4 protein-coding genes and 1 pseudogene are annotated in these 6432 nt (G+C 52.6%); 1 reads left to right on the top strand and 4 read right to left on the bottom strand.

Annotated elements, in window-relative coordinates; translation table 11 throughout:
• Nucleotides 1–276 (top strand): metallophosphoesterase family protein (locus BG74_RS17815; RefSeq protein WP_501037423.1); only part of this gene is annotated, 276 nt, incomplete at its 5' end.
• 99 nt (nucleotides 277–375) lie between these two features.
• Here the strand turns inward: BG74_RS17815 and BG74_RS07465 are convergent.
• From BG74_RS07465 to BG74_RS17800, 4 genes and pseudogenes are all read right to left on the bottom strand, one after another.
• A complete protein-coding gene (locus BG74_RS07465) occupies nucleotides 376–657 on the bottom strand; it encodes an ASCH domain-containing protein (RefSeq protein WP_066597585.1) in 282 nt (93 codons plus the stop codon).
• A 1370-nt stretch (nucleotides 658–2027) separates the two neighbouring features.
• The gene (locus tag BG74_RS07460; protein WP_066597583.1) at nucleotides 2028–4259 is read right to left on the bottom strand and encodes an NADP-dependent isocitrate dehydrogenase; all 2232 of its coding nucleotides are present in this window, start codon (nucleotides 4257–4259) and stop codon (nucleotides 2028–2030) included.
• 965 nt (nucleotides 4260–5224) lie between these two features.
• Nucleotides 5225–5412, bottom strand: a pseudogene (locus BG74_RS07455) (hypothetical protein); the annotation flags it as partial.
• Complete coding sequence (locus BG74_RS17800; RefSeq protein WP_066597580.1) at nucleotides 5409–5633, bottom strand: hypothetical protein; 225 nt, start codon at nucleotides 5631–5633, stop codon at nucleotides 5409–5411. The pseudogene BG74_RS07455 and the gene BG74_RS17800, both read right to left, overlap by 4 nt.
• Nucleotides 5634–6432: the final 799 nt, after the last annotated feature.

Raw genomic sequence — 6432 nt, 5'->3', positions numbered from 1 at the left:
CGGCTGCGCATCGCCGACAGGATGCGCTCCAACAGTCTACGTGCTAATGCTGGGAAAACAGCAGACATCATGGACGTTAACGCACAGGCGGTCATGGCGGTGCTAGCGCAAACCGGCGCGACGATGATGATCCATGGCCATACCCATCGACCGGCGATTCATATCCTGCCCGGGGAGCACTGTCGTGCAGTGCTTGGCGCCTGGCACCGCCAGGGATCGGCCATTGAGGTCACGGCCAAGGGCGTCACGCTGCACGAGTTCCCCTTCGGCGTCTGAGCGCTGGCGCGCGCACCTTGGCGTTATCTTTTCGAGCGGATGGACGCCACATTCCTGTGGAGATGCCAGGGAGCTCCCTGCCGCGCTAGGGTTTCCCGCTCAACCGGGGCGACAGGTCACGTCTAAGCACAACCATAGGATTTCCATCGGCATAAACTCTTTCACCACCAGTGCCATCCCTTCCGACCAGTAGCCAGAACGTTCAAAAAACGCCCGGTGGTTTTCACGCCAATAGGCTAGACTAAAATCCCCTCGCCTTCTTTGGCCGCTATTTCTGCCGTGATGTCGAAAAAACGCAGCAGGCCGCAAAGCACCAGTACGAATAACCGCTAGCGGGCACTCTCGACCATCGAAGATCACGCTGTAGTCGCCAATGCGCATGAAAGTGGTATCCTATGGTAGGTCTGCAGCCTATGGGTAGGTCTTGCAGCGAGCAGCAGATAGCGTTTTTTATGCCCCTGCCACGAGTGCCGCCCAACTTCATCAGCCATTTGCAGGCTACCACCGAAGGCCCAGGTATGACGCGCCCGGGTAGGTTATCGCAAGCAGCGTGATTTCCTTTAGTATAGTTTTGATATCCCTTTTAGCTACGCTGGCGCTGGTTATAGCAAGCTATTCATCTAGAACATTTGTTACAGTATAGCTTACACAGAGCATTTTTTCCTACGCAGCGAACGGCGGCTTCTACGCAACCGTTTTCCTCTATCAAGACCCATGATATGCTCTACGCCACATTAGCCAGGCCACAGGGTCTGTTAATAACGCCGACATTATGACCACAGGAGCACAACGTGTATGCAATCCAACCTCGCCAAGGCAAAGATCACAATTGTCATATGTTCCCAAAGTGATTGAAGCTCCATGCAATTTGCTGAGGGAACAGACATGAAGCTGGTCTGCGTAGTGGGCAACGTCCAGTTATGTCGTGTGCTGTGGCAAGCCGGCAAGCCGATGGGGATTGCAGGGTACCCGGTTGGGCTGAATGCCGAGTCCATATCAGTTCTTTCGGGCAAAGCGTGATCACCACCGAAATCGAAGCTAGAAGGAAGGTATTCTGCGTACTAGCGCCGCCTTTCTCTCCCCGTATAGCGGCCTGCATCAGGGCGGAAAATATGCCCGGCGGCCATCTTGCATGAGCTAAAATATGTCGGCGTTATGGCGATGGAGTGATTTTTATTGTCGGTGATCGACTGCTTTCAATGAATTGGCGAGCGGGTGCATAACAGCGGCCATTAAAAGCAAAATGGCGCCTCTATTAGTTAATTTGAACTGCATTTACATGCTATTCTGGTGCTGCCGCTACCGGTCGTCAGCACGCTCTCTGCCATGGCGAATATTATAACATTAATACAGATTGTCTGACGGACTCGCAAGCGCATTTGTACTGATACGAAAAAGAGGTGCGTGGGGCGCAAGGTCGGATATCTGAACCTTACCCATCCTGATGGTGCGTTACTTAGTCCCAGCCTGTAGCGGTTGTCAACGCTACTTCCCAGCGGCATAACAAAGGAATACCAAAATAGGATCGACTGAGCAACGCAGAAACTGACCGGTTGAAGTTGAGACAGGCGCAGCTTACATCGTCCACAAAATCAAGAATGAATCGCTCTCTGCAATGACACCGAGCCGGGCCGGTCGGCGCAGTGAAATCAATCACCTCCCTATCATGACAACGCACAGGCTAAGGTGCTGCCGAATGTGCACGCATTTTCGCCAATGCATGGCTGGAACGGGCTGCCCCGCGGTCAACCTTAGGTGCCCACCGCCTGTAGCGCGGTGTTAAGGGTAGCACTTGGACACATGGCTTTGCTGGTCAGTGCGGGGGTAGGATGATAATAGCCTCCAATATCTACCGCTTTACCCTGCACCTGATTTAGCTCCGACACAATTTTCTGCTCATTGTCAGCCAACGTGCGCGCGAGCCCAGTGAACTGCTGCTTTAGCTCCGTGTCCTCATTCTGCTCCGCCAACGCCTGTGTCCAGAACAGCGCCAGATAGAAATGACTGCCGCGGTTGTCCAGCTCACCGACTTTACGGGAAGGGGATTTGTTGGCGTCGAGAAACTTGCCGATTGCCTGATCCAGAGTTTTCGCCAGCACTTTGGCTTTGCTATTGCCGGTAGTGATACCGACATGCTCCAGCGATGCGGCCAGTGCTAGGAACTCCCCCAGTGAATCCCAGCGCAGGTGGTTTTCCTGTACAAATTGTTGGACGTGTTTGGGGGCGGAACCGCCGGCGCCAGTTTCAAACAGGCCACCGCCCGCCATCAGCGGCACGATGGAGAGCATTTTGGCGCTAGTGCCCAGTTCCATGATAGGGAAGAGATCCGTCAAATAATCGCGCAGCACGTTGCCGGTGACAGAAATGGTGTCCTTGCCCGAGCGTATCCGTTCGATGGTAAAACGTATGGCATCGACCGGGGATAGGATATGGATATCTAGCCCGCAGGTATCATTATCTTGCAAATAGCGCTGCACTTTCTCAATCATGCGCGCATCGTGCGCTCGTGCCGGATCGAGCCAGAATACCGCCGGCGTATCGGATTCACGGGCACGGTTGACCGCTAACTTCACCCAATCCTGAATCGGCGCATCTTTAGTCTGGCACATGCGCCAGATATCGCCCGCCTCCACCGGATGCGCCAGCAGCACGTTGCCCACTTCATCTGCGACCTGCACCACACCGTCGGCCTGGATCTGGAAGGTCTTATCATGGGAGCCGTATTCTTCGGCCTTTTGCGCCATTAGCCCCACGTTGGGCACGCTGCCCATGGTCTTGGGATCAAAAGCGCCATGCTGCTTGCAATTTTCAATTACTGCCTGGTAAACGCCAGCGTAGCATCGGTCGGGAATGATGGCCTTGGTATCATGCAGTTGGCCGTCAGGCCCCCACATTTTTCCGGAATCGCGTATCATCGCCGGCATCGAAGCATCCACGATTACATCGCTAGGTACATGCAAGTTGGTAATGCCTTTGTCAGAATTCACCATAGCAAGCGATGGCCGCTCAGCGTACATAGCCTCGATGGCTTGCGTGATCTCTTCCTTTTCATCTTCAATTAAATTATTTATCTTTATGTATAAATCTTTGATACCGTTGTTGGGGTCGAAGCCTAGTATTTTCAGTTTATCGTTATAACGGGCCAGCACCTCTTTATAGAATTCAGACACCACGACGCCGAACATAATCGGATCCGACACTTTCATCATAGTCGCTTTCAAATGCAGTGACAGCAGCACTCCCTGCCGTTTGGCATCGATGATCTGCTGCGCGATAAAGCTACTTAATGCCTTTTTGCTCATGACCGCAGCATCGATGATTTCGCCAGCTCTCACCGCTGTTTTGGCCTTTAAAACCTGCTTGGCGCCATCTCTGCCAACGAGGGTGATACTGACGTTACCATCGTGTTCAACCAGCGAGGATTTCTCACTGCCGTAGAAATCGCCCTCTTGCATATGGGCAACGTGGGATTGCGACGATGCCGTCCATTCGCCCATACGGTGGGGGTGTTTGCGGGCGTAATTCTTCACCGACGGCGGCACACGGCGATCGGAGTTGCCTTCACGCAGAACCGGGTTAACCGCGCTACCTTTGATTTTGTCGTAACGGGCCTTGGCCTCTTTTTGAGCATCTGAGTTCGGCTCGTCGACATAATCCGGCACCGCATAGCCCTGCGTTTGCAGCTCTTTAATGGCAACTTTCAGCTGCGGCAGCGAAGCGCTGATATTTGGCAGCTTGATGATATTGGCTTGCGGCGTTACCGCCAGTTGGCCCAGCTCCGCCAGATGATCCGACAGACGCTGATCCGATTGCAGATATTCGGGAAAATTGGAGAGAATACGGCCCGCCAGCGAGATATCCCGTGTCTCGACGGGGATCCCTAGGGATTGGATGAACGCACGGACGATCGGCAGCAAAGAATAAGTCGCCAGCGCTGGGGCTTCATCAGTGAGTGTATAGATAATCTTGGACGTCGTAGTCATAATATTACGTTAACACCTCTCTCATAGCAATTGTAACTATCGTGAAGAGTGCCGAACCGTTGCGTTCACTGTTGACACCTGTTGGGAGCATAAGCGGAAATGCAGATTTTCCGGACGACACTTCCTGGTGCTAAGTGGACAGGGTGGATCTGCGAAGTGGCTGAAATATTTGACTGATAACCTCTGCTTTGTTGGCTTGACCTATTTATACTGTCTAGCGTGGCGATAGACCATTACTGTGCAGCAGGGGTCAGAGTCCTGTCAACCTGGTTGTCACTCTGCTGATTATTTTTGTATTGCGCTAATATTCCCATTTTGTAAACGCTTACGGCCAATCCTGTCCCAACCGTCCCTTTCTATGTACCAGACGGGCGTCAAGCAAGATCTCCAGTAGTGATAAAGCAGCACCACTGCCCCACGCGGCAAGTCCGAATCCCAATAAGAAAAATTCATCCCACAACGTCCACTACAGGATTATTAGGCTGGCGCCTAATGTCTAGTAGACCACCAATTCCTGCTAACGCTGACGCATGCTGACTTTGTAACTTGCACTATCAGCAACAGCCCGGCTGTACAAAAGCACAAAAATGACCATAATTTCCATTGCCCGGCTTACCTGTTGCAGGACCTGCCCTACTATGCCGCAGCATGGTGCCGATATCCAGCAAGCTCAGCATGGGGGAACTAACACGTAAGCATCGTCACTAACTGCTCATCACCCTCATCACCCTCATCTTAAACGAAAGCTAGTCAGGCCAGGTTTGCGGATGTCCTTCCATCCCTCCGAATGGAAAGCGATGCCGATTGCCAGACCTTTCGCAACACCTTGTTCCATTGATACCTCGGCCCGCGCTCGGTGGCTAATGGCCCGCCAACAGCAGATTATGATAGAGAAAGTCGCGCAGCCAGGTCAGCTTCAGCTCCTAATTGTGACCGTAGGCCGCCCGGATTATCGGACTTGATAACATCGGTCGCGCTGCGCGCAGTACTCGATCTCCCGTCAGGAATTCGCAGCTTTGTTGGTTAATCTCTTTTCCCATCCGATCGCTCAGGTTACCTAACGCTAGCACACAGGCCACTAAAAGGGTGAGCGCCAGCCAGACGATCAGCATGGAGTGGGTTCGCCATTAGTACAGAACCAATGTGCTATCATGCCACTTCCTTCACCAGCCAGCCGTGTGTTATCAGGATCAAGGCGGTAACGAAATCCTGATTCAGGTTGAATAGCTGATCGGCTATACGATCGCCGGTGGCTAGGTCCAAAGTTGCAGGTCGGATCTCGTCGGCAAACAATCTGCAGCCGACCGCAGAACGCGAGCGCCAGCATAACCTACTGCTATTCGCCGCCGTAGAGCTAGCGGACAAATAAGACAAACATTATCCCAACCCCAACTGCGTCAACAGGGTCACCGTCTGTTCGCGGCTTTGGCGCTCACCTTCCCCTCGCAGCAGCGCCGGCAATTGCACGTTCTCCAACGCCGTTATTCAGCGCCATCAGGTTATGCCTCAGCAAATGTACGGTGCTGTCGCTACTGTCGTCTAGCCCAGCCAAGATCCCCCAGCATGATGGATTTCCCCGATCCAGACTTGCCAATCAGCACAATCGTCTGCGCAGGTTTGAAAACCAACTCTGTTAAGGACGGAGATACGGTGTTCACATTGACCGACGTTCTTACTAAGATAACAATTTTCAAGAATTTTTTCCGATGGCATTTCCATTTCCTTACTCTGTTGAGTCTGGTAAGCATTCGGGCGCTAGCGCCGATACGCTCTTAGTTCTGGGCAGCAGTCTATGCGCCGGTTACAGCATACCCGACCCTGCCGGCTATGCTGCGCCAGCATAAGAAATAATGGATACTCATCGAGCTGAGTAGGAATGATGGTCTGCGAGGTTTTCCTCCGTAGCAGATCGAATAAGATTCGGTCAAATCTATCACCTTAAGCCAACAGGCGGGCGCAAAACTTACTCATGCAGATCCACCACCTGCTGCCGAATTACGATGAGCGCTATTCGGAAACTTTCAGCCCCATATATCCGATGCTGGCGAACTGATACGCAGCTCTCTTACTGCCGTTCTTTATGGGGCAAGTTTATCTGCGGCCGGAGTGGATACAAGATGACGGCATACATTCCAATCATCCCAATCATTCCAATCATCCCAATCATCCCAAT

This window comes from Sodalis-like endosymbiont of Proechinophthirus fluctus, assembly GCF_001602625.1.
Taxonomy (GTDB): domain Bacteria; phylum Pseudomonadota; class Gammaproteobacteria; order Enterobacterales; family Enterobacteriaceae.
This window is presented reverse-complemented; position numbering and strand designations above follow the sequence as displayed.